Source organism: Dyella sp. CR10, from assembly GCF_055814425.1.
On record NZ_CP185986.1, the window covers coordinates 322710 to 348882 of the forward strand.

Annotated in this window: 14 protein-coding genes and 1 pseudogene; 11 read left to right on the forward strand and 4 right to left on the reverse strand. The window is 61.6% G+C overall.

All coding sequences use genetic code 11. From position 1 onward, the window contains the following. Window positions 1–32: 32 nt before the first annotated feature. From ACNR9O_RS01460 to ACNR9O_RS01475, 4 genes are all read left to right on the forward strand, one after another. On the forward strand, window positions 33–3326 hold the full coding sequence (locus tag ACNR9O_RS01460) for a TonB-dependent receptor (protein WP_473683637.1): 3294 nt from the start codon (window positions 33–35) through the stop codon (window positions 3324–3326). Window positions 3327–3758: 432 nt separating this feature from the next. Further along, on the forward strand, window positions 3759–5420 hold the full coding sequence (locus ACNR9O_RS01465) for a ShlB/FhaC/HecB family hemolysin secretion/activation protein (RefSeq protein WP_473683635.1): 1662 nt from the start codon (window positions 3759–3761) through the stop codon (window positions 5418–5420). Window positions 5421–5479: 59 nt separating this feature from the next. Next, window positions 5480–17563 carry a hemagglutinin repeat-containing protein gene (locus ACNR9O_RS01470; protein ID WP_473683633.1) on the forward strand — a complete coding sequence of 4028 codons (12084 nt, stop codon included), beginning with the start codon at window positions 5480–5482 and terminating at the stop codon, window positions 17561–17563. Then, window positions 17563–17988: a hypothetical protein gene (locus ACNR9O_RS01475; RefSeq protein ID WP_473683631.1), complete on the forward strand. Its 426-nt coding sequence runs from the start codon at window positions 17563–17565 to the stop codon at window positions 17986–17988. The genes ACNR9O_RS01470 and ACNR9O_RS01475 overlap by 1 nt, the downstream gene beginning before the upstream one ends. Before the next feature lie 8 nt (window positions 17989–17996). On the opposite strand, the gene ACNR9O_RS01480 is transcribed toward ACNR9O_RS01475, so the two are convergent. Next, window positions 17997–18551, reverse strand: coding sequence for an RNA 2'-phosphotransferase (locus ACNR9O_RS01480; protein ID WP_473683629.1), 555 nt, complete (start codon window positions 18549–18551; stop codon window positions 17997–17999). A 215-nt stretch (window positions 18552–18766) separates the two neighbouring features. Next, window positions 18767–18913 (reverse strand): integrase core domain-containing protein, encoded by a 147-nt coding sequence (locus tag ACNR9O_RS01485; RefSeq protein WP_473683627.1) that lies wholly within the window; start codon window positions 18911–18913, stop codon window positions 18767–18769. A 424-nt stretch (window positions 18914–19337) separates the two neighbouring features. Here ACNR9O_RS01485 and ACNR9O_RS01490 point away from each other — a divergent pair, with 424 nt between their 5' ends. From ACNR9O_RS01490 to ACNR9O_RS01510, 5 genes and pseudogenes are all read left to right on the forward strand, one after another. Next, entirely contained in the window at window positions 19338–19739 is a 402-nt protein-coding gene (locus ACNR9O_RS01490; protein WP_473683625.1) for a hypothetical protein, read from the forward strand. 348 nt (window positions 19740–20087) lie between these two features. Beyond that, window positions 20088–20318: pseudogene (locus ACNR9O_RS01495) on the forward strand (hypothetical protein); the annotation flags it as partial. 668 nt (window positions 20319–20986) lie between these two features. After that, window positions 20987–21712, forward strand: a complete 726-nt coding sequence (locus ACNR9O_RS01500; protein ID WP_473683623.1) for a hypothetical protein — start codon at window positions 20987–20989, stop codon at window positions 21710–21712. 464 nt (window positions 21713–22176) lie between these two features. After that, complete coding sequence (locus ACNR9O_RS01505; protein ID WP_473683621.1) at window positions 22177–22635, forward strand: hypothetical protein; 459 nt, start codon at window positions 22177–22179, stop codon at window positions 22633–22635. Beyond that, complete coding sequence (locus ACNR9O_RS01510; RefSeq protein ID WP_473683619.1) at window positions 22604–22921, forward strand: hypothetical protein; 318 nt, start codon at window positions 22604–22606, stop codon at window positions 22919–22921. The genes ACNR9O_RS01505 and ACNR9O_RS01510 overlap by 32 nt, the downstream gene beginning before the upstream one ends. Window positions 22922–23062: 141 nt before the next feature. On the opposite strand, the gene ACNR9O_RS01515 is transcribed toward ACNR9O_RS01510, so the two are convergent. Continuing rightward, entirely contained in the window at window positions 23063–23752 is a 690-nt protein-coding gene (locus tag ACNR9O_RS01515) for a transposase (protein WP_473683617.1), read from the reverse strand. A 680-nt stretch (window positions 23753–24432) separates the two neighbouring features. Further along, window positions 24433–24759, reverse strand: coding sequence for a transposase (locus ACNR9O_RS01520; RefSeq protein ID WP_473683615.1), 327 nt, complete (start codon window positions 24757–24759; stop codon window positions 24433–24435). Between the two features lie 116 nt (window positions 24760–24875). On the opposite strand from ACNR9O_RS01520, the gene ACNR9O_RS01525 reads away from it, so the two are divergent. Together ACNR9O_RS01525 and ACNR9O_RS01530 are read left to right on the forward strand one after the other, a co-directional pair. Next, entirely contained in the window at window positions 24876–25403 is a 528-nt protein-coding gene (locus ACNR9O_RS01525) for a hypothetical protein (protein ID WP_473683613.1), read from the forward strand. Window positions 25404–25655: 252 nt separating this feature from the next. Beyond that, window positions 25656–26054, forward strand: coding sequence for a hypothetical protein (locus ACNR9O_RS01530; RefSeq protein WP_473683611.1), 399 nt, complete (start codon window positions 25656–25658; stop codon window positions 26052–26054). The last annotated feature ends 119 nt before the right edge of the window (window positions 26055–26173 follow it).

Genomic DNA, 26173 nt, shown 5'->3' on the forward strand with positions numbered 1-26173 from the left:
CGCAGGTCCGCCCAAGGAAAAAGGGAAACGACATGAAAGTCAGTCCGCGCGCGCGGCTGTTGCCGCTCGTCATTGCTTCGCTGCTGGCCGCTCCGGCCTTCGCGCAGAACACATCCTCCTCGCTGAGCGGCCGCGTGCTCGACGCCGGCGGCCAGCCCGTCGCCGGTGCCCGCGTGCAGATCGTGCACGTGCCCTCCGGCACCACGCAGGCGGTCGTCACCGACGGCGACGGCCGCTACAAGGCGCAGGGCTTGCGCGTGGGCGGTCCGTTCGACATCACGGTGAGCAAGGACGGCCAGGCCTCCGGCGAGAAGGACGGCGTTTACCTGCAGCTGGCGCAGGAGACCTCGCTGGACCTGAGCATGGGTGCCGCCGCGGCCAACGCCACCAATCTGCAGGGTGTGCAGGTCAGCGCCAACAGCGACGCCGTGGCGATGGCGCAGATCTTTCAGCCGGACGCCAAGGGCATCAGCACCAACGTGTCGCAGCGCGAGCTGAAGGTACTGCCCATCCCCAACCGCTCGATCCAGGACATCGCGCGGATGGACCCGATGATCACGGTCACCAACAAGAGCAAGGGCGAGATTTCCGCGCTCGGCCAGAACAGCCGCTACAACAACATCAGCATCGACGCGGTGCCGACCAACGACTCGTTCGGCCTGGAAGACAACGGCCTGCCGGCGCTCAACCAGCCGGTGGCGCTGGATGCGATCGAGGAATACAACATCTCCACCGCCAACTACGACGTGGCGAACAAGCGCGCCGTCGGCGCGGCGATCAACATCGTCACCAAGAGCGGCACCAACGATTTCCACGGCTCGGCCTACTACGCCTACCGCAATGCGGACGGCTGGGTCGGCGAGGACCGTGCCGGCAACCAGTTCACCGGCTTCAAGCGCCAGTGGACCGGCGGCGCCACCTTCGGCGGCCCGATCATCAAGGACAAGCTGTTCTTCTTCGCCAATGTCGAAGAGTCCAAGACGATTGCGGCGGCGCCGAACTTCGGCCCGCTCGGTTCCGGCAAGGGCAATATCGTGCCGATCGCGCAGGCGGATATCGACCGCATCGCGCAGATCGCCGGCCAACTGGGCATGAAGCCCGGCGTGGTCAACGCCGCCGGCGCCGATCAGGACGAGAAGCGCGCCTTGTTCAAGCTGGACTGGAACGTCGCCGACGGCCACCGCCTGAGTTTCCGCTTCGACCGGGTCAAGAGCACCCAGCCCAATCTCAACGGCTACAGCACCTCATCCACGACGCCGAGCCTGAGCCTCTCCAGCTACTGGTTCACCAAGCACCGCGAAAGCAAGCAGTACGTGCTCAATGCGTACGACGCCTGGACCGACAGCTTTTCCACCGAGGCGGCGGTGTCGTACACCACCTATGACGCCACGCCGGTGCCGTTCGCGCAGCAGCCGCAGGTGCGCGTGTTCACCAATGGCAGCATCAGCGGCAGCACCATCACCGGCCCGAGCGTGTACCTGGGCGAGGAGGAGTTCCGTCACTACAACGTGCTGAACATCAAGAGCCTCAACACTTTCTTCGCCGGTACCTGGGCGCTGGGCGACCACAGCGTGAAGGTGGGCTTCGATTTCCAGCGCGACAAGTTCTACAACCTGTTCGGCCGCACCGAGTTCGGTGCCTATACCTTCCCCAGCATCGACGCGTTCGCCGCCGGCAACTGGTTCCAGTACAGCGTGTTCCGCCCGACCAACGGCGACCTGCAGAGCATCGCGGCGCGCTGGACGCTCAACCAGTGGGGCTTCTTCGCCCAGGACACCTGGCAGATCGGGAACCTCTCGCTGCAGTACGGCTTCCGCTATGACCTGCCGAAGGTCAGCAGCACACCGCTGGCGAACCCGACATTCAATGCGTCCTATCCGGGGACGCCGAACAACGCTACCTTCGACGGCAACGGCCTGTTCGAGCCGCGCATCTCGTTCAACTACAACTTCGACGGCGAGCGCGCGATGCAGCTGCGCGGCGGCGTGGGCCTGTCCGAAGGTGCGCCTCCGGGCGTGTGGCTGTCCAATCCGTACACCAACAACGGCGTGGCGCTGACCAGCTATTCGGCGTCCAACGGCACGGGCTTCTCGGCCGATCCGAACAATCCGCTGATCCCCGCCGGCGCGCGCAAGGGCGGCTCGCCGGAGGTGGATGTGACCGACGCGCGCTTCCGCATGCCGTCGGTGTGGAAGATGAGCCTGGGCTTCGATCGCCAGCTGCCGTGGTGGAGCACCGTGTTCACCGCCGAGGTCGAGCACCTGTCCACGCGCGACGGCGTGTACTTCCAGGACATCAATCTGGGCCGCGCCAACGGCGTGCTGCCGGACGGCCGTTCGAGCTACTGGAACACCACCGACCCGAACGCCTTCCTGGTCACCGGCAAGAACCCCACCGGCCAGTCGCTGTGCGCCACGCCGGACCGCAGCTGCGCGGCTGCGCGCGCCAACCGCGATCCGCGCTTCGGCAACGTGATCTATCTGAGCAACACTCGCAACGGCTCGGCCGACTACCTCACGCTCAAGCTGAGCCGCCCGTTCACCGCCGACTCCGACTGGTCCGGCTCGCTCGGCGTGGTGTTCGGCCGCTCCACGGATGTCAGCTCCGGCAACGAGAAGGTGGCCGCGAGCACCTGGGCCAACGATGCCGTCTATAACCCCAACGCGGACAAGGCCAGCCACAGCAACTTCGAGATCGCGCGCCGCGTGATCGCCTCGCTGACCTGGCAGCACCGCTTCTTCGGCGACTACGCCACCAGCATCAGCGCGTTCTACGACGGCCATACCGGCCAGCCGTACAGCTGGGTGTTCGGCAATGACGTCAGCGGCATCAAGCCGGCGGGCCTGTCCGCGCCGCCGGGGCTGATGTACATCCCGAACGTGGGCGACGTGCAGTTCCAGAAGGGCACTACGCAGAAGGCGATTGATCAGTTCTATGCCTTCATCCAGCGCGACGATTACCTGCGCGAGCACCAGGGCAAGGTGGCCGGCCGCAATGGCGCGCGCTCGCCGTGGGTGAACGAGCTGGACCTGGCCTTCCGCCAGGAAATCCCTGGCCTGTTCAAGGGCAACAAGGGCGAGGTGCGGCTGGATCTGTTCAACGTGCTGAACATGGTCAACAAGCGCTGGGGCCAGGTGCGCGACGTGGGCTATCCCTACATGCGCAGCCTCGCCAACTTCGCCGGTGTCGATCCGGCCACCGGCAAGTACGTCTATGCCTTGCCCACCGACAAGAACGGCAACTTCAACAGCGGCGGCTATGTGCTGGAAGACGACCGCGCCCAATCGCGCTGGTCGGTGCAGGCGACGCTGCGCTATACGTTCTGATGGGATGTAGCCGGCCTCCCCGCGGGGCCTGATCATCCGATGCGCCAGGGCTCCCGGAAGATCGGGAGCCCTCTCGAAAGCGGCGGCATCCGGCAGCGCGACATGCTCCTGGCTGCTTGCGGGGATCCCCGCACTTCTCCCTCTCCCCGCCGGGAGAGGGCGGGGTGAGGGGCGGGTGCTCGAGAAAGCGCCACCGGAACCCCGCACTGAGGCGAGCCCCTTGCTCGCACCCCTAAAGTTTTCCCCCTCCCTGCCGACCCTGTGGACGAACCAGGCGCCCATCTACCCGGATGGAATGCGTCGATTCCCAGCTGCTACTATTTTGCGCATGCCTGCGGTTCCCTCTCGCCGCCGGCACGTCTACAGGGGACTTCTTCCATGGATGGGAACGCATCAAGCCGCGCCGGCTTACGGCGCTTGCGGGCAAGCTGCATGCTTGCGCTGGCCATGTGTGCGCCAGCGCACGTGCTGGCCCAGAACGCCGCCACACTTTCACCCGACCAGCAGCAGGAACAGCGCGAGCGCGCCCAGCGCGAAGCGCGAGAGCGCGAGCAGCGGCGCGAGGCGCCGGACGTGCGCCTGCAGCCGGAACTGGCCACCGATTTCCGCCATACGGACTTGCCGGACGAAACGCCGTGTTTCCGGCTGGAGAAGCTGACGCTCGACGGTCCGCGCAGCGATGCCTTCGGCTTCGTGCAGGATTACCTCGACCGCTACGCGGGGCAGTGCGTCGGCCAGCAGGGGCTACAGCTGATCGTGCGTCGCGCCTCGGACCTGCTCCTGTCGCGCGGCTACGTCACCACCAAGCTGGTGACGCCGGAGCAGAACCTCGCCCAGGGCACCTTCCGCGTGATCCTGGTTGCCGGCACGGTCGGCAAGGTGCGCTTCGCCGACGGCTCGGCCAAGGCGAACTGGCGCAGCGCGCTGCCGCTGCGTCCCGGCGACCTGCTCAACCTGCGCGCGATCGAGCAGGGCCTGGAGCAGATGAAGCGCGTGCCGTCGCAGGACGTGAAGATCGACATCGCACCCGGCGACGCACCGGGCACCTCGGACCTGGTGCTTTCGGTGACGCGCGGCAAGCCCTGGCGCGTCACGCTCAACCAGGACGACAGCGGTTCGCGTTCCACCGGTCGCGAGCAGGGCGGCGTGAATCTCGCACTGGATCAGCCCTTCGGCTTCAACGACATGTTCGTCGCCGGCGCCACGCATTCGGTCGGCCGCGACCGCGGCGAGCGCGGCACGCACGGCGCCAACTTCAACTACAGCTTTCCGTGGGACTACTGGACCGTCAGCGCGTCCACCAATGCCTACGGCTATCGCCAGCCGGTCACCGGCGCGCTGCAGACCTTCAGTTTCACCGGCAAGTCGCGCACCAACACGCTCAGCGTCACCCGCCTGATCCAGCGCGACGCCAGCAGCAAGACCGCCGTGCAGGTCACCCTCAGCGGCCGCCAGGCGCACAGCTATGTCGACGGCACCGAGATCGAGACGCAGCGCCGGCAGACCCGCGCCGCCGAACTGGCGGTGACGCATCGCCGCTATATCGGCAACGGCCAGCTCGACCTGCGCCTGGGCTACCGCCGCAACGTGCCGTGGTTCGACGGCCAATGGGAGCGCGGCGGCCAGGGCACGCCGACCTTCCGCGCGCGCATCCTCACGCTGGACGCCAGCTTCAACCTGCCGTTCCACGCGGTCGGCCAGCAGTGGCTATGGACCTCCGAACTGCGCGCGCAGGCTACCGGCGACACTGTGTACGCCGAGGACTACCTCACCATCGCCAGCCGCTACACCGTGCGCGGTTTCGATGGCGAGAACACGATCGGCGGCCCTCACGGTTACTACTGGCGCAACACCGTGGCCTGGCCGCTCGGCGGCAGCGGCGCCTCGCTGTACGGCGGCGTGGATGTCGGCCGCGCGGGCGGCGCACCCACGCCGGGCCTGGATAGCCACGTCGTCAGCGGCGCCGTGCTCGGCCTGCGCGGCGAGCGCTGGGGCCTGAGCTGGGACCTGTTTGCGGGCTGGGCCATGCAGCATCCCGATGGGCTGAAGTCGCGGCGGCCCGCCGCCGGCATGCAGTGGATCTACTCGTTCTGATCGAAGCGTAGTGTGCCGGCGCATTGCGCGCGGGCAGGGAAATCACAAGGACCGACACCATGATGGACGTCTCTTTCCGTTCCTCCCGCGCCGACCGTTCGCGCGCCTTCCGTCGCCAGGCCCTGTGGGCGGCGCTGACCATGGCGATGGGGCTGCCCTACGCCCACGCGCAGAGCGCGCCGCCGCAGCATCCGGACGGCAGCACATCCACGGGCGTCGTACAGGCGGCCAACGGCGTGCCGGTGGTGAACATCGCCGCGCCAAACGCTTCGGGCCTCTCGCACAACCGCTTCCAGCAGTTCGACGTCGACAATCGCGGCGTGGTGCTCAACAACAGCGGCGGCGTGGTCAGCACGCAGCTGGCCGGCTTCATCTACGGCAATCCGAACCTCGCCAACGGCCAGTCCGCACGGCTGATCCTCAACGAAGTCACCTCCACGCTGCCCAGCCAGCTCAACGGCGCCATCGAAGTAGGCGGGCGCGCGGCCGACGTGATCGTGGCCAACCCCAACGGCATCAGCTGCACCGGTTGCGGCTTCATCAACACGCCGCGCGGCGTACTCACCACCGGCACGCCGATCCTCGGTGCAGATGGCTCGCTGCAAGGCCTGCACGTGACCGGCGGCAGCATCGCCATCAACGGCACGGGCCTCGACGGCAGCACGATCGACCGCGTCGACCTGATCGCGCGCGCCGTCGCCGTCAATGCAGGCGTGTGGGCGAAGCAGCTCAACGTCATCACCGGCGCCAACGATGTCGACTACGCGACGCTCGCCGCGCACAACCTGAGCAACGCGGGCGCTTCGCCCGCCGTGGCGCTGGACGTGTCGGCCATCGGCGGCATGTACGCGGGCGTGATCCGCCTGGTCGGCACCGACGCGGGCCTGGGCGTGAACAACCAGGGCCAGATCGCAGCGCAGAGCGGCGACCTGGTGCTCAATAGCGCAGGCCAGGTGACGCTGGCCGGCAAGACCACCGCGGCGGGCAATCTTTCCATCCAGGCCGCGCAGGCATTGAGCAACAGCGGGACGCTGGCGGCGGGTGGCGCGTTGAATGCGAACGCCAACGGCATCGCCAACAGCGGCGTGGTCTATGGCGGCAATGGCATCTCGCTGAGCAGCGGCGGCGCATGGAGCAACAGCGGTCAGGTGCAGGCGCAAGGCGGTGGCCTGACGCTGCAAGCCAACGGCGCGCTGAGCAACGCTGTCGGCGGCGATATCTACGGCACGGGCGCGGTGAACCTGCAAGGCGCCTCGATCGCCAATGCCGGTGCACTGGAAGCGGGCCAGACGCTGACGCTCACCAGCAGCGGCGCGCTGCTCAACAGCGGCAAGATGCAGGCGGACGCCGGCCATCTCACCGCCAACGCAGGCGCCACCTTCGATAACGGCGGCACGCTGAGCGCGACTGGCGGCATCGGCGTGAACGCCGTGCAGGCATTGGGCAACACCGGTTCGATCGTCGCCAACGGCGCGATCAGCTTGAACGGCGCCAGCCTCACCAACGCTGGCACCGTGCAGGGCGGGCAAGGCCTGACGCTCAACGCGCAGGGCGATCTCGTCAATCGCGGCAAGCTCTATGCGCTGGGCGGCGGCTGGACGGCGCAAGCAGGCGGTGCCTTCACCAACGAGAGCGCCGGCGATATCTACGGTGCCGGTGCCGTGAACTTGCAGGCCGAGTCCATCGCCAACGCCGGTGCGCTCGAAGCGGGGCAAGCGCTGACGCTCACCAGCAACGGCGCGCTGCTCAACAGCGGCAAGGCCCAGGCCGACGCTGGCGATCTCACCGCCAAGGCCGGTGCCACTTTCGACAACAGCGGCACGCTGAGCGCGACCGGCGGGGTACGCCTGAGCGCCGCGCAGGCGCTGGGCAATACCGGTTCGATCGTCGCCAATGGCGCGCTCTCGTTGAGCGGTGCCAGTCTTACCAATGCAGGCACGGCGCAGGGCGGACAGGGCCTCGCTCTGACCACGCCGGGTGCGCTCGTCAACCGCGGCAAGCTCTATGCGCTGGGTGGCGGCTGGACCGCGCAGGCAGGGGGCGCCTTTACCAACGAAAGCGGCGGCGACATCTACGGTGCCGGTGCCGTGAATCTGCAGGCCGCGTCCATCGCCAACGCCGGCGCGCTCGAAGCCGGGCAAGCGCTCACGCTCAACAGCAGCGGAGCGCTGCTCAACAGCGGCAAGGCGCAGGCCGACGCCGGCGATCTCACCGCGAAGGCCGGCAGCAAGATCGACAACAGCGGCACCTTGAGCGCGACCGGCCAGCTCGGGCTGACCGCCATACAGGCGCTGGGCAATACCGGTGCCGTGGTGGCCAACGGCGCGGTGACATTGAACGGCGCGAGCCTGACCAACGCGGGCACGGTGCAGGGCGGGCAGGGCCTGGCGCTGACCGCGCAAGGCGATCTCGCCAACCGCGGCAAGCTCTATGCGCTGGGCGGCGGCTGGACCGCGCAGGTGAGCGGCGCCTTCACCAACGAGAGCACCGGCGATATCTATGGCGCGACTAACGTGGATCTTCACGCGGGCTCGCTGAGCAATGCCGGCGGCGTGGAAGCGAAGCAGGGCGCGAATCTGCGCATCGACGGCGCCTTCGCCAACACCGGCAAGGCGCAGGCGGATCAGTCGGACTTGATCGTCGCCGCCGGCTCGCTCGACAACGGCGGTGTGCTCAGCGCGATCCGTCATCTGCAACTGCAGGCGGCTCAGACCGCGCGCAACGGCGGTGTGATGGTCAGCGGGCAGAATCTATCGCTCTCCGCTGCCTCGTTCGATAACCGCGGCGGCGGCCAGGTGCAGAGCGGTGCGGATCTCATGCTCAGCGCCGGCAGCATCACCAACGCCGGCAGCCTCTATGCGAAGGGCCAGGGCAATGTCGCCGGCGCCGACCTGAGCAATGCCGCGGGCGCGCAGCTGCTCGCCGATGGCGCGCTGACGCTGGCGCAGACCGGCACCGTGTCCAATGCCGGCGTACTGCAGGCGGGCGCCGATCTGGATCTGAGCCATGCCTCCGCATTGAGCAACCTGGCGAACGCCACACTCTATGCCGCGGGCAACCTGCATGTCGCGATCGGCCAGGCGTTCACCAACGCGGGCATGGCCTACGGCGGCGCATCCGCAACGCTGACCGCGGCAGACATCAACAACACCGGCGTGCTGCGCAGCGGTGGCGATCTGAGCGCGAGCGCGAGCGGCAGCCTCACCAGCAGCGGCGCGATCCAGGCGCAGCATGACCTGGCGCTGCGTGGCGACGGCACGCTCAGCAACAGCGGCAAGCTCTACGCCATCGACGGCAAGCTCGGTCTGCAGGCCGGCACCTTGCAGGCGCTCGCCGGCGGAGACATCTACGCGGGCCAGGACATCGCGATCGGTGCGACCCGCTTCACCCATGCGGGCACGCTGGAGGCCAAGCGCGGCGTGGCCATCACGGTACAGGGCGACGTCAGCAACAGCGGCGCGATGCAGGCCGATGCCGGCGATGTCGTCATCGGAGCGACTACGCTGAGCAATCTCGGCTCGCTGAGCGCTACCGGCAACACCGCGCTCACCGCCGGCCAGAGCCTGGCCAACAGCGGCCAGATCGTCACCGGTCAAGCCTTGACGCTCGCCAGCGCCAGCATCGACAACAGCGGCCAGACGCAAAGCGGCACGGATACCTTCGTGCAGGCGGCCAGCGTGGCCAACCGCGGCCGCGTGCAGGCCGGTGGCGCGTTGTCTTTCAGCGGCAATGCGCAGTTGAACAATCAATCCGGCGGTCAGCTGCTCGCTGCGGGCGACGTGACGAGCGACACCTCCGGCCAGCTGAGCAATGCCGGCGTGATCCAGGCCGGCGCGAATCTCTCCATCGCCGGCGCGGGCGGCATCGACAATCAGGCGAGCGGCACACTGTACGGCACGAAGCAGAGCACGCTTCGCCTCGGCGGCGCATTGAGCAACGCCGGCACGCTTTACGGCGGACAGGGCGTGGCGGTGGATGCGGCCAGTCTGACCAGCGGCGGCAGCCTGCGCAGCGGCGCCGACCTCGGCGTGACCGTGCGCGGCGACGCGGCCAACAGCGGCAGCATCTACGCGCTCGGTAGCGCTACGTGGAATGTCAGCGGCGCGCTGCGCAACGATGGCGTGCTAGCCGCTGCCGGCAATACCACGCTCAGTGCAGCCAGCTTTGCCGGTGCAGGCACGCTCGCCGCGGGCTTGCAGGGTGACGGCAATCTCGGCAGCAGCGGCCTCCTCACGTTGAGCGCCAGCGGCGCGCTTGGTGCGCATGGCCGCAATCTGGCCGGCGGCGACATCACGCTCAATGGCGCATCCATCGATCTCTCTGGCAGTCAGACGCGCGCGGGCGGCAACGCGACCCTCACGGCCACGCAGGGCGATATCAGTAACGCGGGTGGCGATCTGGCCGCCAATGGCGCGCTCAACGTGACCACGCCTGGAGCGTTGATCAATGGCGGTGGCACGAGCGCGCAGGGCGGCAAGCTTAGCGCGCAGACGCTGGCATTCCAGATGAGCAACCTGGTCAACCGTTACGGCAGCATCAGCCAGAGCGGCGCTGGCGATCTGACGTGGCGTCTGGCTGGCGCTATCGATAACGCGTACGGCCGCCTCGCCGTGAATGCGGGCAATCTCACCCTGGGCGCCACCACGCTGGACAACACCGGCGGCTCGATCCTGCATGCTGGCAGCGGCTTGCTGAGCATCGCCACCACCGGCGACCTCAATGGCAATGGCGGGCAGATCGCCGGCAACGGCGCATTGAACCTGCAAGCCGACGGCACGCTGCGCAATGCCGGCGGCAGCCTGGGCGCGAGCGGCGACGCCACGGTGCGCGCGGGGGCGTTCGACAACACGCAGGGCACACTCGCCGGGCGCAACGTCAGCCTCACCGTCAATCAGGCGCTGACCAACCGCAGCGGCACGGTGCAAGGCGCGAGCTTGGGCGTGAGCGCCGGATCGCTCGACAACACCGGTGGCTTCCTCAAAGGCACCGGCGTCGGCGCGATGAACGTGGCCGTGGGCGGCGCGCTGGTCAATGGCACCGGCGGTTTCATCGGCGGTAATGGCGCGGTAACCGTGCGTGGCGCCAGCCTCGCGAACGCGGGGCAGATCTACGCGGGCAGTGCATTGTCGGTGCGCGGGGACGGCTCGCTGGTCAACGATGGCGGCGCCTTGCAGGCGCTGTCGTCGCTCAGCGCGACCAGCGCCGGTGGCTTGAGCAACCGCGGCGGCCGCATCGAAGCAGGCGCCGGCGATGGCAATGCCACGCTGACGATCAACGGCTCGGGCCTGGACAACACCGGCGGCCGACTCGCCAATGCGGGCGCCGGCAGCACCACGTTCGGCATCGGCGGCAATATCGGCAACCAGGGCGGCACGCTCGGCGGCCAAGGCGACGTCACGCTCAACGCCAACTGGCTTGACAACGGCGGCAGCGGCCATCTCGTCGCCGGCCGCAATCTCGCGCTCGGCCTTGGCAGCATGAGCAACGCCGGCGGCACCACCTATGCGGCGGGCAATCTTGATTGGAACAACGGTGGCGCCACGCTGGGCAATGCCAGCGGCGCGTTCAGCGCGGGCGGCAGCGTCGGCCTGGCGCTGGCGTCGATCGACAACAACGGCGGCGATCTCGCCGCGCAGTACAACCTCAGCCTCAACCTGGGCAGCTTCGGCGGCAACGGCCGCGCCGTGGCGGGGCAGGACCTCACCCTCACCCTGCCGGGCGACTACAACAACAACGGCGGTACGCTGAAAGCCAACCGCGACCTCACGCTCAACCTCGGCGGCAGCTTCGCCAACCCCTACGGCGCCGCCTTGCAGGCGGTGCGCAACCTCACCGTCAACGCCTACAACATCGACAACGCCGCCGGCGCCGGCATCAACAGCGCCGGCACCACGCTCAACGCGCGCGGCACGTTGAGCAACGAAGGGCGCATCGAAGGCGACAGCATCACGCTGAGCGCGCCGACGCTGACCAATACCGGCACGATCATCGGCGGCGCGATCACGGCCACCGCGGGCAATCTGACGAATGGCGCCGATCTGGGCGCCGGCGGCCCCCTGGCCGCCGATGGCAGCAATCCAGCCGGCTCGTACCAGACCGCCTTGATCGCGGCGACCAACAGCATCGATCTGTTCGTGAGCGACACGCTGCTCAACCGCGATGCATCGATCTTCACGCTCGGCAACCTGCGCATCGCCGCCGACGCCAGCAACAATCGCAGCCGCGCGGTGACCAACCTCTCCGGCGATATCGAAGCCGACGGCAGCATCAGCGTGGCGGCGGATCAGCTGACCAATCGCCGCCGTGTATTCCAGACTGAGCAGTACACGCTCAACGCCGGCGAGCAAGCTGCCAACACCACGCAGCAGACAGCGGTGCGCTACGCCTACAACGATAGTAACCCGCAGCATCGGCCACCGTACGTGGATGCAAGCCAGGTGATTGACGCGTCCGAGTTCGCGGTGGCGCAGGCCTACTGCGATTCGCATAGCTTCAGTTCCGACCGTTGCATTGGCTATCCGCAAGGCCGCGGTTCGCCGAACACCTTTCAGGGCACCACCACGTATCAAGTGGTGTCGGTGACGCGCCTGGCCTCGGCCAGCGCGCGCGGCCAGCTGCTGGCCGGCGGCGACATCACACTGTCCGGCTCGGTAACGAACGACAACTCCACCATCGCCGCTGGCCGCAACCTCACCATCAATGGGCAGGACGGCAACGGTGGTGGCGGCAGCGGTAACGGCTTCACCGTGCAGAATCTCGCCTTCGTGCCGACGGCGCACGTGCAGGCGACCATGGAGCAGCAGGTGCGCTCGCAGCACCTGGTAACCAGTCCCAGCCGCACCTGGCTCGACGCGGCGTACTGGACTTACGGGACTTCGAACAGCGAGTCCGATATTTCGCTTGCGCCCGGTGCGGCGCCGGCCTGGGTGACCTTCAACCCCGGCACGGGCGGCGGCGCGATCATGAGCGCGGGTCAGACCGTCTCGATCACCGCGCACACCATCGACAACAGCAATGTCGGTGCCGATGGACAGCCCGTGCGCAATGCCATCGGCCTCGGCCAGAACGTCGGCGGACAAGCTGTGGGCGGCAATGGGCCCGGCACAGTGAGCCAGGTCGGTGCTGGGTCAGGCGGCGCCGGCAATGTGGCGCTGGGCAGCGGCCCGCAGGCGACGGCAGGCGGCGCGCTCGGTGTCGCGCAGGGGCGCGGTGGCGTGGATGCGGGCCATGCGCCGCAACAAGGCAGTGCCGCAGGCACCTCGACCTCGCAGCAGGGCAACCCCAAAGGTACGACAACGGCGCAGCAGGGCAGCCCGTCGGATGTGGCGACGGCGCCGCCGCAGGTGGTGAGCTGGTTCGGCGGCCCCAACCCGACCGTCACCTTGCCGCAGTCCGGCCTCTACACCGTGCACAGCGAACCAGGCAGCCGCTACCTGGTCGAGACCGACCCGCGCTTCACCTCGTACACGCAGTTCACCAGCAGCGACTACATGATGCAGAAGCTGGGCTTCGACCCCAGCGGCATCCGCAAGCGCCTGGGTGACGGCTTCTACGAACAGCGCAGCGTGCTCGACCAGATCACCTCGCTGACCGGCCGCCGCTACCTCGACGACAACACCGACGCCATGTCGCAGTACCGCTCACTGATGGACGCGGGCGTGCAAGTGGCGCAGCAGTATCAGCTCAGCGTGGGTGTGGCGCTCACCCCGGCGCAGGTGGCCAACCTGACGCAGGACATGGTGTGGATGGTCAACGCCACCGTGGATGGCCAGCAGGTGCTGGTGCCGGTGGTGTATCTCTCCGCCGAGCATGCGCGCGAGCTGGCCGCGGGCGGCGCGACCATCGCCGGCAAGAACGTGATCCTCACCGCCGATGGCGACATCACCAACCGCGGCACCATCGCCGCCAGCCAGAACGCGCAGCTCACCGCGGCCAATCTGCTCAACAGCGGCAGCATCCAGGCCGGCGGCAATCTCAGCGTCAACGCCGCGCAGAACATCCTCAACGGCGGCACGCTCAAGGCTGGCGGAAACGTCAGTCTCGTAGCGGGCAACGACGTGCGCTCCGGCTTCAACGTGGCGCAGGAGCTGGGCGCGATCAACCTGGGCAATCCGGGCGCGCCGGTGAGCACCGTGGCGTTGCAGGGCTTGCAGCCCGGTGCGATCAGCGCGGGCGGCAACCTGTCGATCGGTGCAGGGCGCGATCTATCGCTCGATGCCGCACCAGTGGCCGCTGGCGGCAACCTGAGCTTGTCAGCGGGCCGCGACCTTACCGCGACCGCCACGTCGATCAGCGCTGGCCGCGATGCGCAGCTGCTGGCCGGACGCGACCTCAATCTGGAGGCCACCGGCCGCACCACGCGTCAGACTACGGCGACCGGCTACGTCGAAACCACCACGCACACCGTCAGCAGCATCACGGCCGGCGGCGCACTCAGCGTGGCGGCCAACCGCGATATCAACAGCCAAGGCACGCAGCTGAAGGCCGGCGACGTACTGGCCGTCTCCGCTGGTCGCGATGTCAATCTCGCCGCCGTTACCGACTCGAAGACCACGCACGACCAGACCTTCGAAGGCCGCACCGTCGTCAAGACCAACACTTACGACGAAACGCTGCGCGGCAGCAGCCTGAGCGGCAGCAGCGGCGTGGCCGTGAGCGCCGGCCGCGACATCAACGCCACCGCCGCCAGCCTCACCAGCGACAAGGGCAACCTCGCGCTGGCCGCTGGCCACGATCTCAATCTGATGGCCGGCACGGAGAACCACGACAGCAGTCGCGACACCAAGACCACCAGCGGCAACCTGATCTCCAGCAAGACCACCCGCACGCACGATGCGACCCACGACAGCCTCGTGGTGGGGAGCAACCTCAGCGGCAACAACGTGAGCCTGGTGGCGGGGAACGACCTCACCGCGCAGGCGGCGCAGGTGCATGCCGATGGCGCGTTGAATCTGGCAGCGGGGCATGACGTGAACCTCACGGATGCACACGACGTGCATAGCGAGGAGCACGACCGGAGCGTCAAGTCGACCAGCTACATCAACACCAGCAGCAAGCGCTTCGGCTCCATCGACCCGGAATGGCGCAGCCGTACCGACAGCAACAGCAGCACGCAGAGCACCAGCGTCGGCACGCTGCTCAGCGGCGACACGGTGACCATCGGCGCCGGTCACGACATCAATGCCACGGCGGCGCAGATCGCCGGCACGCACGACGTGGTGCTGGCGGCGGGCAATGATCTCAACATCAAGGCGGGCGAGAACACCTATACCGAAAGCCATGGCTCGCGCACCAGTCACACCGGGCTGATGAACAACGGCGGCTTCAGTGTGCTCATCGGCAACCGCACGCTCGAGACCACCAACACCGTCAGCGACACCAGCTACACCGGCAGCATCGTGGGCAGCACCAACGGCAAGGTGACGTTGAGCGCCGGCAACAACGTGCATATCACCGGCAGCGATGTCATCAGCCAGGCCGGCACGGCCATCGTCGGCAAGAACGTCACCATCGATGCGGCCGTGGGCGCAACGGATGCGCGGCAGACGCAGAAGATGAGCCAGGGCGGTATTAACGTCGGTATCGGCGGTGCGCTGTCTGAGACGTTGCAGGGCGCCTATAACTCGGCCAAGCGCGGAAGCGAGGTCAAGGACGACAGGCTGAAGGCGTTGTATGCGGCGCAGGCGGCGTATCAGGTATCCGACGCTCTCAAGATGGGCGGCGGCAACGAAGGCCAGATGGCAAGCAAGCCCGACAAGGATGGCAAGGGCGGCAACGCGAATGGCATCAACCTTCAGGTCGGCATCGGCGGTAGCAGTGCCAGCGCCAAGGCCGAGACGCATGATGAGCAGGCCTATGGCAGCCATATTCGCAGCCAGGGCGATGTCACCATCGCCGCTACCGGCGGCGACTTGACCATCGTCGGCAGCCAGGTCAGCGGCCAGAACGTGGCTCTTGCCGCGAAGAACAACCTCAATCTGCTCAGTCAGGCCGAGCAGCACACCGACACCAGCACGAACAAGAACGCCAGCGGCGGTATCGGCCTGCAGATCGGCAGTGATGGTGTCGGTATTTACGCGCAAGCTGCCATGGGTCAAGGCAAGGCCCACGGCAATGGAACGACGCATGCCGAGACCGTGATCGACGCCAAGGACACGTTGACCCTGATCAGCGGCAACGACACCAACATCATCGGTGCTCAAGCCAAGGGCAACACCGTCCTCGCCAACATCGGCGGCAATCTCAATATCGCCAGTCAGCAGGACACGGACGATTACGCCAGCAAGCAGTGGCAGGCCGCCGGCAAGGTCGTCATCGGCTATGGCTCCGGTGCGCAGGGCAGCTATAGCCAGGGCAAGATCGAGAGCCACTATGCGAGCGTCAACGAAGTCAGCGGAATTGGGGCTGGAAGTGGCGGGTATCAGATCAGCGTGGGTGGCAATACCGACCTGAAGGGGGCGGTGATTGCGAGTGCGGCGGACCCGAGCCGGAATCTCTTGAGTACGGGGTCGTTGACGTTTAGTGACATCCAGAACAAGGCGAGCTATAGCGCCAGTCAGGTGGGTATCAGTGGTGGTTATAGCGCGGGTGGTGGCGGCAGTTTTAGTGCCATGCCGAGTATGAGTGTTCCGCAGCACGACAAAGAAAGCAGTACGACGAAGGCTGGCATTGCTCAAGGAACGATAGATGTTCGGAGCGGGGTGAAAGATCTATCTGGTCTGGATAGAAATCCGAGCCTGGACAACCAGGCGCTGAAACACATCTTTGACCAGGAAAAGGTACAGGAGAAGCAGGAGCTCGGGCAGGTCGCTGGACTCGTGGGTTTCCGCGCTGCGGGTGATCTTGCAGGCAAGATGGGGTGGGATGAAGGCAGCAAAGAACGCACGGTGTTGCATGGCGTTGTAGGAGCAGGCGTAGCCGCTCTTGGTGGCGGCAATGCACTCACAGGCGCGATTGGTGCGGCGGCCAATCAGGCGGCTATTCCGGCGATGGAGCAATACCTGCTCGATCACGGGTATACAAAGGGATCACCCGAGTTTGCGACGATGATGCAGCTGGGGAGTGCCGCGATCGGCGACGCAGTGGGCGGGGCGACGGGCGCTGCGACTGCGTTGAACGGAACGAAGTACAACTATCTAACTCACGCACAAGTTGATGATCTCAACAAGGAACTAGAGAAATGTGGTGCTGATCAAGGATGTCGCCAGGACAAGTTAGATGCTGCGGAGCAGCTGTCTGCGATACAAGACCTTGCGCTGCGTACGGCCTGTATGGCCGGTGATGCATCGTGCGCGAAAGGGATGGGTTCTCTCGAGCAATATATTGAGAACTCGGATGTTCCCTCTGGTTTGCGGACAGATCAGAAAACTGATCGACGCATTGAGCAAGAAGGATACTTTGGCGAGACGAGTTTGTGGACGGACTTCAAGGTCATGTGGTACGCCCACATGCCTGAATCGGAAAATCAAAATCGACTGCAGCAGCTTGGCACAGTTCTAGGGTTCGGCCGCTCCTTCCTCCCCTGGTCCGGAGGCTACGAAGGGCCTCTCAGTCCTGGACAGAAGCCGCCCTCTCCATTTGATCAGACAGCTGGATTGCCGGATGGCATGCGTCTTGGTCACGGCGTTGGTCAAGAGCTGGGAAATCTTGTGTGGGCTGGTTTGGGTGAAGGGGCTCTAGGACAGGGTGTCTCACCGAAAGATCCCCCAAATGCTGTGACTCCTTCCGCCGTTCCTCAGGCAAAAGCGGGCTTAGTGGCAGATGCGAATTTTGCCCAGTCAAAAATTCGAGCAAATGAAACGTTTAGCCCAGAAGGCGTTTATAAGTACAGTCAGTTAGCTGGGCGCCCGATTAAAACTGTGGATGACCTCGCGCAGGCCATCAGAGATGGTGCGATACGGCCGAGCGAATTGCCTGTTGATTACGTAGAGATGAATGGAACCAAGCTCATTCTTAACACGAGGACATCCGTAGCATTGGATCGAGCCGGGGTTCCTAAATCTGACTGGTATGGTAATAATCAAACGGGTCTGCTCGTTCCAGGAAGAGACGGGGAGACTTTCGAAGATTTAGCAAGGCAACAGTTGAAAAAGAATAAGTTGCCTCCTGCAGGCTCACCAGATATGCCAAAGGGGCGTAAATAATGAAAGCGGGTCAAGCATTTGAAATACTTAATCCTTATGACTGGCTTCCGCCATACGGTGAAAGCGCGGTATCCCTGGCCACTGAGGGTGGGGATCTTATTATTTCGATTTCGTATGATGGAGAAGATGGTTCAGTTTTACAGAGGAATATGCGCTTTCAAGAGGCGCACAGCTTCTTTAAGGCATCTTTCCCCGGGCCATATCTCCTTGGTATTAAAAAAGAGCCAATTGTTAAAGAGGAAAATTTAGGTGCATTATTTGAGTATCCGAACTCGGACGGGGCGCGTGCCTGGATGAGCCATTTCAACGATGGGCGGATTGTCAAGCATTTTGGCATAATTTTCCTATCAGAAAATATCGCCGTGGAAGTCTTTTCCAAAAATGTCATTTTGGGGGATGTTTTTAGAGAAGTTGTAGGTTCTTGATCTGATTTTCAGTATTCTGTCCGGAGGATGAATGATGCGGGCACATGCTCTGTAAGCCACACTCCGTTCTCCGCCTGAAAAAATGCGAAGCCCTGATGGTGCATTTGTAAAGCTTCAATTTTTAAGATAACTGATTTGCCGTGACGTTGACCAACCGACGTGGCAATTGAAATATCCTCTGATAGATGCACATGGTGGCGCTGACCTGGAAGCAGCCCCTTTATGAGGATCGAGTCAAGAAAGCGCGAAGCAGTGCCATGATAAAGAGATTCTGGCGGCACTCTCTTGATGTACTTGATAGCAACCGTGTCAGTCGAATGGCCTTGCACGGCGCGGATGCGAAGGCCATCTTCTGAGATTGCAAATCGCTTCTTGTCGCTGCTGTTGACTACGGCTCGGATTTGTTCCAGATCGAGCTCTTTGCCAGCAGTCTTGGCTCCTGCAATCAGCGCCGCGATGGCTCCCCATCCTTCGCGATCTAACTGCAGGCCAACGGTATGGGGTTCGTGGCGTAGCACATAGCTGAGAAACTTGCTTACCTCAATCAGTTGCTGATTTTTCACGAGTTCAATCTCTAAAAAAGGGCATGGAGCGCAATAAGCGTTGGTGGTTGGCGGCACGGAGGCAAATTAGTGATCGAATAAATAATGATTGAAAAAAATATTCTGTGCCAGTGTCACCTTCTGGTAAATCAGTGCCACGTAAACCTAGCGGTCTTCGGTTCGTTTTGAAGGCGGAATTCGGCGGAAGTTGGCCCACCGAGGCTGTCGTGGGGAATCTAACGCTCGGTGTGCTCGCGAGCTTCGTTCAAGGCGTGGAACAGGCGCATGTCGAGCACGCCGTGCCGATAGCTGCCGTTGAAGCGTTCAGTGAAGTCGTTTTGCATAGGGCTAATTTTCTTGTGTACGAAGAGTTCAAGATTCAAACAACAGGGGTTGTATATGGGCGAGTTGGAGAACGGCCTTGCTTACAAGGTCGAACGGAGTGCGGTCAGTTGTAATGATGTGGTGACAAGGCGGGTGCGTTCTAAAACGGGGTCAGGTTCACTTATTGCGGGCCGGCTAATGGGCTGGAGAGATATTTGCGAAGTGTCGTGTCGAGTCTTGCTTCAACCATAGCCCTGAAAGAGTCGCAGGCCAGCTGCGCGTTGCTGCTGCAAGTAGACACGTGTGGCATGGAGGTCGTCATCCAAGCCTCCTTGAGTATGTTGCGATAGTTGGCAGGCGTTGGAGAATGTCATCGAATGACGGTGTGGCGCGTCAGTATCAGTCACTGCATCGATTGAAAGTGAACCAGCCCCCTTTGGTCGAAAAATGTTGATTTTGCGCGCAAGTGGTTCCGGCGCGGGCATGGGGGCCAACAATCCGGTGTGGTCCCATGTTGAGAGCGAATTGGAACGTGCTTATAAGCTTGGCGGAATTGTTGAACTGATCGCAGGAACCGCAAGTGATCGGGGAGTTAGGCTTGGCGTTACCCTCACGATGGACGCTCATCCTGGTAATTTTAGAATCGTGTACTACCGCCCAACTCCGCTCACCGAGAGGAGCGATAGACGGGAATGGTGGGAGCCCGGTGATGAGTCCTTCCGCGGAACAGCCAATTTTAGTGATCATGAGTGGGACGACCGAACAGTGTGCAAGGATCTGAATGTGGCGATCGAGATGTTCCGCGACTTCTTTGCAAACCAGGATCTAACTGAGGTTAGCCTGCGTCAGCTGCGCTCGGAATGGGAGCGCAAGCCTCGTCACTAGATCGCATTCAGAACGGGGTTAGGTTCACTTATCGCGGGCCGGTCGGTGGGCTGGGCGGATAATTGCGAAGCGTCGAGTCTTTGCTTCAACCATGGCTCTGAAAGAGTCACGACGCAGGGCGCGTTGCTGCTGCAGCTAGGCTCGTATGGCATGGAGATAGTCGTCCGATAACGCCTCCTTGAGCATGCCGCGATAGATGGACGCTCGCTCGTCAGCAGTGGTTCCTAGGGCGATATACGTTGGATGGGGTGTCAATAGAGAAGATGTCATCGGTTCGCGATGTGGCGTGTCAGCATCTGACACTGCATTGCTTGGAAGTGAACCTGACCCCGTTCTTTCGCAGGGAAAACCATTGATTTCATGTTAACTCCGGATAATATGGCCAGGGCGGAGAACACGAACCGTTTTTTTGAAACCAATTTGAGTAATTTTCGAAACGTATTGAATGATCACTTGGACAAGGCTGATATTGTGTCAATGGATATGCGCTTTCTAACTGAGGGGAATAAGTCTCTCTTGATGGATGTAATAAGTAAAATTCCGCCGGATAAGCAGGCAAGAATCGTTTTGATAAGGTGATATCATGGCTGGCTCAATACTGATATCGAAGGACTTGATTGTTTCGTCAGGCGGTCTTGTCTTTGATTATTTGGTGGAAAGAGTTCGGAGGTCATTTAAGCCTTCGGATTTCGATTGCATGCAAGAGATCTATAAAAGTTTGGACGATCAGGGCATGGATTTTATTGCCCTCGTTGATGTTGATCGTTCATGTTTTATGACATTCTCAAGCTCGGTTGATGCCGCAATTGAGTCCGCAAGACTGGACGGCTCTTACGATAAGTACAAGGTTTGGTGGGATGAGTTGTCTTTGAAGTTGCGGTCCGATTCGAGATGGGGTGTGTAGAAAGAAAAGGACTCTCTGAGAACGGCACGCCGCAATCGGCGTGCCGTGAGCAACATCAACCAGCCTCACCCAGCTGGCAAAACGGGGTCGGGTTCACTTATCGCGGGCCGGTCGGTGAGCTAGGCGGATATTTGCGAAACGTCGGGCAAAACGGGGTCAGGTTCACTTATGGCGAAATGGCCGGTGAGCTGGGTGGATGTTTACGAACCGGCGCGTCTTCGCTTCAACCATGGCCTTGAACGCATCGGGTCTCTGAGCGCGCTGCTGCAAACTGAGATCATGCCCAGGTCGGATTCATTTGTGGGTCGAAAGGAACGTGGGACGCAAACAACAGGGGTTGTATATGGACGATTTGGAGAACGGCCTTTCTTACAAGGTCGGACGGAGTGCGATCAGTTGTAATGATGTAGTGACAAGGCGAGTGCGTTGGATTGCTCTTCCGGCAGCGCTTCTGCTTTCCGCATGTGGCCCGGAGATGCTCAAGTCGGCAATTCCACTGGACGTGTCGCTGACGCCCACGGCGATCTATCTATTGCCCTGTGCTGAGGACAAGAAGGGATTCCTCGGCTTCCTGGGGGCCGCGGATCGCGCGCCCGGTGAGGCGACGTGTTCGCTTATGTGGATGGCTCTGCAAAGGCAGGTTGCTGGGATGACGGGACGCCACGTTCTGCTGCATGTTGAGAAAGAGAGTGATGCATCGAACTTCGAGCCCGATCTTGCTGCCGAGAAGGACATCGGGGCTGCTTATCGGGTAATCCTGACTCCGCCCAAGTCCTACAGGACGGGGCAGTCCGACGGCGGCGGCGGTCGCATGGAATGGGTTCAGACATCGATGCAGGCCCGTTTCGTTTCTATCGCGGACGGCAAGGACCTGGGGAGGGTGTGGCTGAATGGTCGCAGCAGTCCGGTCGACATGGCTAATGATTTTTCGAGTCGAATCGTGAAGGGCATTGAGGGGCCTCGTTGCCAGCCAGTCAATGGCTATTCGATCAAGGCGACATTCAAGAACGCCTTTTCCAAGGGCGGTTGTGATTCGCTGACATTGCGCGCAGCCAACGAAGATGACTGATCGGCACGGTATGTTGACAGTTGGTTAGCTTGGCGTGATTGGTCGATTCGGATCAGGGTCGTTTAACGCCACCGACAGCAGATCCAGCGCACACCCTCTCAAACGGCAAGCCGTGATCGGCGTGCCGTGAGCCACGTGAGGTGGTTTCCTCGAGCCGGTAGCTGAGCGGATCCGCATACAAGCTCAGGAAATGTAAAACGGGGTCAGGCTCACTTATTGCTAGCTGGCCGGTAGGCCGGCGGACATTCGCGAAGCGTCGAGTCTTTGCTTCCAGGCGTCTTTTCAAAAACGGGGCCAGGTCATCTTGTCGCGGGTCGGTCAATGGGTCGGGCGGATCAGCAATTGCCACTGCACTGCTTGGAAGTGAACCTGACCCCGTTCTTGGTTGCAGATGCTGCACGAACATACATTCGATCAACGCAGTATCGAGATGCAGTGACTGTCCGCGTCAGGAGCGGGAACTAATGAGTGCTTCAGATATCGAGTTGTGGGTGTATGCGAGAGCGATCAAGGCGCAAAGCATTGAATCTCGGCACCAGGAGGTTATGGGCAGAATGCTCGCGGTGCCGGGTCCCCTGGGCTTTGAGGGGTTGGCGCCTCCGCCTGCGCCAGATTGTGGGGACAGATTGGTTGCAGCGTATGGACTGAAATTATCTGTTCGTGGATTGCAGTTTATTGGAGAGTATATTTATCGTGGTGACGATTTTATTAACAGTGACAGTGCTCGATTCGATGATTATCTGAGCTATCGTTTTAAGGCTAATAGCAAGGGTGTAGATTATTCAGATGTGTTGATGAGTAATTTTCCAGAGGTGATAGAGGCATTTGATGGCTATCGTGCTGTTGTTAGTTATGGATATCACGCGCTCCACTACGAGGCCGGGGGGAATAATGGATATGATATCCAATGGATACCCGATTGAAAATAATGTGATTTTCAATCAGCTTCGGGCAGACCCATCCGTGGATATGGATGGCCGTCGATTCATTTATACGCTTGGTCCTGCGCAGTATTGGGATGCTGAGCTATGTAAGAGTGCGCTGGGGTACGGGGCGGACGAGGTTGTTTCGCGATTGCAGGGGCTTGTTCCAAAGGTCAAGCGGCTGATGGATGGGGTTTATTTGGTTCTCAATAATGACCCGAATCTCAGCTATGAGGACTTTGTTGCTATGAATGAGCGGTTCAAGGCGATCTTGGGATTGCGGTGAATAGGCGGGAGCGATAAGGGGCCGGAGACTGAGGTATCCCCACGTTTTTCACGCCGCCACCCGCATCAGCTGGATAAAGGGCCGGAGGTAGTTAAGCTGGTTGATCTCCAAGCATCCGCGAACCATAAAACGGGGTCAGGTTCACTTATCGCGGGCCGGTCGGTGAGCTGGGCGGATATTTGCGAAGCGTCGAGTCTTTGCTTCAACCATGGCTCTGAAAGAGTCACGACCCAGGGCGCGTTGCTGCTGCAAGTAGGCCCGTATGGCATGGAGATCGTCGTCCGATAACGCCTCCTTGAGCATGCCGCGATAGATGGACGCACGCGCGTCAGCGGTGGTTCCTAGGGCGATATACGCTGGATGGGGTGTCAATAGAGAATCGGTACGGTGCCCGCAATTCGCAGCGGCGCTGGACCAAGAGAACGACAGAGGATCCTCTGTGATGCGAGCCCGGACAGGATTCAGATCTATATATCGATAGCAATGCAGGAGATAACTTTCGCTATCGACCAGGCAAGATTTATATCGGCCCTCCCAAAGGGTTCCTGTGCGGCGATGCCGCGCGTTGAACTGTCCAACATACTGACGCCCAAGCTTTTGCATCAAGCGAGCAACCATGCCGGTTGCCGGTGGTGTAAGCAGTAGATGGACGTGATTGTCCATGAGCACGTAGGCGTGAAGATGGCAGCCGGTATGCAGTAGAGATTCCCGCAGGAGTTGCAGGTATCTGAGCCGATCGCCGTCGTCGAGAAAGCACGGGAGCCGATTATTTCCCCGCTGCACGACGTGCTGTGGGATGTGCGGTAGATCGAGACGAGGGGAGCGCGCCATGGCTCCAGTGTGATGTCCGGCTGGCGCTGGAGGATGTCATCGGTTCGCGATGTGGCGTGTCAGCATCTGCCGCTGCATTGCTTGGAAGTGAACCTGATCCAGTTCTTGCAGAGACAAAGGCGGCGGCATTAAACGTTTGGAGGGCTACCAGGTGATTAATTTTCTATTGAAGAGAAAGATGGCCGCGAATGAGCTCGGAACGTTCGTTGCACATGCTGCGCGTATCGATCCGCGCAATGTTATCTGTATCTCCTTAGATGAATTTAATTCCTCTGGTCCAATTGACGGGTTTGAATGCATATGCGTTTTTAGTCAAGCCCATGGAGATGCGGAGCAAATGGTTCAGCTTTATAGGTATGGGGTTGGGGATGAGGTGATTATTGGTGGAGTAATTGAGGCCTGTGCGACTTTTGGGGTCGGCTGTTATATACCCACGAACGGGTTTGATGAGTGGCTGTACGTAGAGGGTGCGCTTAGGGCTATCGTTGTACGAAGGGATTCTCCAGAGGAGGATTTCTTTTTTAGCCGAAAGCCAGCGGGGCACGGGTGATACAAACGAGCGGAGATGCGAGCCACTTCTGACGATCTCCACCAAACACCTCTGTGTGGGGTTGTCCTCGTTTTCTCGCTTTTAGGTGTCCGTGAAATAAGGGGTAGTCCGCCAGCCTGACTCCCTTTTTCTAAAACGGGGTCAGTTCACTTATTGCTAGCTGGCCGGTGGGCCGTCGGACATTCGCGAAGCGTCGAGTCTTTGCTTCCAGACGTCTTTTCAAAAACGGGGCCGGGTCATCTTGTCGCGGGTCGGTCAATGGGCCGGGCGGATCAGCAATTGCCACTGCATTGCTTGGAAGTGAACCTGGCCCCCTTCTTCGACCCCCTTCTTCGTAGAGCCGGTTGCGTGGAATGCCAAGTTCGCGCGCCACCACCGCTGCTGGCTTGCCGCTCGTCGTCAGCAAACGAACAGCCTCGCGTTTCAATTCAGGACTGAGCTTCTGGCGCTTCTCCATCGAACACCTCCGTGCGAGGATTGTCCCCACTTTTAGGTGTCCGTTAAATCAGGGGTAGTCCAACCTGACCCCGTTCTTTCGAGATAAGGGCATGACTGAGGATGGGGAGCGAAGTTATGAAGAAATTTGTGAGTCGAATTTATCCATTTGCGATTGTGCTGTTTGGAGTTCTGTCTGGCGGGTATGCAATTTATAGAAATCCTGGGGCGCAAGTATCTCATCAGAAATACCTGGTTATGCAGAAAGATATGGGGGAGTTGCTTTCCTTGGGGGGAATGGTCGCTTTCAAGAAGAGTTCCGATAAGTACGGAGGTTCATCTTTACTATATGGAATTTTTGCGAGCTCCTTGTCTGAGAAAGTGCGTGTCGAACAGTACATGGCACTGGAACGCTTAGGATGGATGGCTCAAAATGCCAGCCATAATAGATATTGCAAGAATGGAATTTTGTTTTATTCAAAATTGTCTGAAGAGCACTACGAGAGCAAATCCGTGTTAATAGTGGCAATGATCTACGGGCCGGATTCGATTGACGAGTGTGGCGCATTACCGCAAAACGGGGTCAGGTTCGCTTATCGCGGGCCGGTCGGTGGGCTAGGCGGATATTTGCGAAGCGTCGAGTCTTCGCTTCAACCATGGCTCTGAAAGAGTCACGACCCAGGGCGCGTTGCTGCTGCAAGTAGGCCCGTATGGCATGGAGATCGTCGTCCGATAACGCCTCCTTGAGCATGCCGCGATAAATGGACGCACGCGCGTCAGAGTGGTTCCTAGGGCGATATACGTCGGATGGGGTGTCAATAGAGAAGATGTCATCGGTTCGCGATGTGGCGTGTCAGCATCTGACACTGCATTGCTTGGAAGTGAACCTGACCCCGTTCTTTCAAAAGGAAAGAACTAATGTTTACATATGTATTGGTGGCGAGCCTTTCATCAAGGCCAAGCACTTTTTCCCTGATTAAAGGGATGGGGGAAGCGCATGCGGAGGTTGGTGATCGATACGCTGTTCATGCCCATGGAGGGATGGATGACGGATGGATGGCTGTGGAGTATTTGGGGGCGGAGGTAATTGGTTACGAGGAGGATGAGCTTGCCGATATAAAGAGGTTGATAAGTGATCCATGTTTTTTTTTGGTGGAGGGGCGAGACGGCGTTGTGAATTATTCGGATAATTTTATTATGCAGATGGATGGCGCTTTGGGGTTACTGGTAGATAATGATCATGGAGTAATTGATTCGCTTGTAGGCATTAAAGAAAAGATCATGAATGGTGTTCAGTGGAAATATCTAAGACGTTAACGAAGTTGGTGGGTTCAATAAAACGGCAATAAAACGGGGTCAGGTTCACTTATTGCTAGCTGGCCGGTGGGCCGGCGGACATTCGCGAAGCGTCGAGTCTTTGCTTCCAGGCGTCTTCT

Excerpts from the sequence above, each read along its gene's own strand:
- ACNR9O_RS01530 (WP_473683611.1), top strand. The coding sequence starts at position 25,656 with ATGTTTACATATGTATTGGTGGCGAGCCTTTCATCAAGGCCAAGCACT.
- ACNR9O_RS01475 (WP_473683631.1), top strand. The coding sequence starts at position 17,563 with ATGAAAGCGGGTCAAGCATTTGAAATACTTAATCCTTATGACTGGCTT.
- ACNR9O_RS01515 (WP_473683617.1), bottom strand. The coding sequence starts at position 23,752 with ATGGCGCGCTCCCCTCGTCTCGATCTACCGCACATCCCACAGCACGTC.
- ACNR9O_RS01505 (WP_473683621.1), top strand. The coding sequence starts at position 22,177 with ATGAGTGCTTCAGATATCGAGTTGTGGGTGTATGCGAGAGCGATCAAG.
- ACNR9O_RS01490 (WP_473683625.1), top strand. The coding sequence starts at position 19,338 with ATGGGGGCCAACAATCCGGTGTGGTCCCATGTTGAGAGCGAATTGGAA.
- ACNR9O_RS01500 (WP_473683623.1), top strand. The coding sequence starts at position 20,987 with ATGGACGATTTGGAGAACGGCCTTTCTTACAAGGTCGGACGGAGTGCG.
- ACNR9O_RS01460 (WP_473683637.1), top strand. The coding sequence starts at position 33 with ATGAAAGTCAGTCCGCGCGCGCGGCTGTTGCCGCTCGTCATTGCTTCG.
- ACNR9O_RS01520 (WP_473683615.1), bottom strand. The coding sequence starts at position 24,759 with ATGGAGAAGCGCCAGAAGCTCAGTCCTGAATTGAAACGCGAGGCTGTT.
- ACNR9O_RS01525 (WP_473683613.1), top strand. The coding sequence starts at position 24,876 with ATGAAGAAATTTGTGAGTCGAATTTATCCATTTGCGATTGTGCTGTTT.
- ACNR9O_RS01465 (WP_473683635.1), top strand. The coding sequence starts at position 3,759 with ATGCTTGCGCTGGCCATGTGTGCGCCAGCGCACGTGCTGGCCCAGAAC.
- ACNR9O_RS01510 (WP_473683619.1), top strand. The coding sequence starts at position 22,604 with ATGGATATGATATCCAATGGATACCCGATTGAAAATAATGTGATTTTC.
- ACNR9O_RS01470 (WP_473683633.1), top strand. The coding sequence starts at position 5,480 with ATGATGGACGTCTCTTTCCGTTCCTCCCGCGCCGACCGTTCGCGCGCC.